This is a genomic window from Cupriavidus sp. 01L46 (genome assembly GCF_056399905.1).
In genome coordinates this window covers 1-1,772 of sequence record NZ_JBFTSF010000557.1, presented here as the reverse complement: position 1 = coordinate 1,772, position 1,772 = coordinate 1, and the positions used below count along the sequence as shown (strand labels likewise).

Genomic DNA, 1,772 nt, shown 5'->3' with positions numbered 1-1,772 from the left:
ATCTAGCATCCTTTCCCGGCCGGGCTGGTAATCAGCAAGGCGCGGAAGTCGTTGACGTTGGTAAGGGTCGGGCCCGTGACGATGGCGTCGCCAAGCGCCTCGAAGAAGGTGTGTGCGTCGTTGTTGGCGAGAAAGGCATGCGGCGCCATCTCCCTTTGCCAGCCTCGCGAGAGTGTCGTGGGGTCGGCGTATGCGCCCGCGATCTCTTCGATGCCATCCACGCCATCCGTGTCGGCGGCCAGCGCAAAGACATTCGGATGGCCGTCCAGCGCAATGGCCAGGGAAAGCAGGAATTCCACGTTGCGCCCGCCGCGGCCATCGCCTTTGACCGTGACGGTGGTCTCGCCCCCTGACAGAAGCACGCACGGAAGCCGGAATGGCTCCGTTCCCTGCGCGGCCTGGAAGGCGATGCCGGCCATCACCTTGCCGACGTCGGTGGCCTCGCCTTCGATACGATCCCCCAGTACATAGGGCTGGATGCCCGCGGCCGCCGCTTCCTGCGCCGCGGCGGCAAGGGAGATGGCGGGCGTCGCGATCATGCGCACCTCGCTGCGGGCAAGCCGTTCGTCGCCGGGCTTGACGGACTCCCCGCTGCCGGACGCCAGCAGACGCTCTGCGCTGGCCGGGAGCGAGATCCCGTAGCGCCGGATGATATCCAGGGCGTCCTGGCACGTCGTCGCGTCGCATACCGTCGGCCCGGATGCGATATTGACCGGGTCGTCGCCAGGTACATCTGAAATCAGCAACGTCACGACGCGAGCCGGATGGCATGCAGCGGCAAGCCTTCCGCCTTTAATACCGGAGAGATGCCGTCGCACACAGTTCATTTCCGAGATGGTCGCGCCGCTGGCCAGCAGCGCCTGGTTGACGGCGCGCTTTTCCTCCAGGCTTATCCCAGCCAGCGGAAGGCTAAGCAGCGAGGATCCGCCGCCGGATACCAGGCAGATGACCAGATCGTCCGGGCACAGCCCCGAGACCATGTCCAGCATGCGAACCGCGGCACGCTGGCCAGCCGCGTCGGGTACCGGATGCCCGGCTTCGACGACCTCGATGCGCGAGGTCGGCGCGGCGTGGCCGTACCGCGTCACGACCAGGCCAGCGAGTGGGCCTGGCCACGCCTGTTCCAGCGCCCGGGCCATGCTGGCGGCGGCCTTGCCGGCCCCCACGACGATGGTGCGGCCGACAGGCGGCTCGGGTAATGCGCTCGCCAGGCAGTCTTGCGGGTCCGCCGCGGATACGGCAGTCCGGAAAAGCGACTCCAGGAATGCACGGGGGGTGTCAATGCTGAGGTGTTTCACGATGCGCTACCTGTTTCTGTTTGCGTTCCGGTTTCAAGCGCTCTTGCGGGCGTTGGCGGCATAGTTCGGCTGCAACGGCACCAGCGGGATCGGTTCCGGCGCGACTCCCTCGTAGAGTTGCTCCAGGTCCTCGGGGCCGACTTCGCCATTGAGGACGCGTTGGACGCGGTCCTCGTCGAGTGCGCCGACCCACTTGGCAATCGCCATGGTCGCAACCGCGTTGCCGATGGTGTTGGTGATGGCGCGCGCCTCCGACATGAAGCGGTCCACTCCAAGCAGGAGCACCATGCCAGCCACCGGAATCTTCCCCAGCGACGCGAGCGTCGCCGCCAGGGTGATGAAGCCCGAGCCGGTGATGCCCGCGGAACCCTTCGAAGTCAGCAGCAGCACGCCCAGGACGACGAACTGGTCGGTGAGGGTCAATGGCGTGTTGGTTGCCTGTGCGATAAAGAACGCTGCCATGGTGTAGTAGAT

At 66.3% G+C, this 1,772-nt stretch carries 2 protein-coding genes; both read right to left on the bottom strand.

Annotation, left to right across the window (positions count from 1 at the left end; genetic code table 11):
- Positions 1–2: 2 nt before the first annotated feature.
- A complete protein-coding gene (locus AC1DS3_RS38300) occupies positions 3–1,301 on the bottom strand; it encodes a glycerate kinase type-2 family protein (protein ID WP_441641486.1) in 1,299 nt (432 codons plus the stop codon).
- Positions 1,302–1,331: 30 nt separating this feature from the next.
- Positions 1,332–1,772 (bottom strand): cation:dicarboxylate symporter family transporter (locus AC1DS3_RS38295; protein WP_477129324.1); only part of this gene is annotated, 441 nt, incomplete at its 5' end.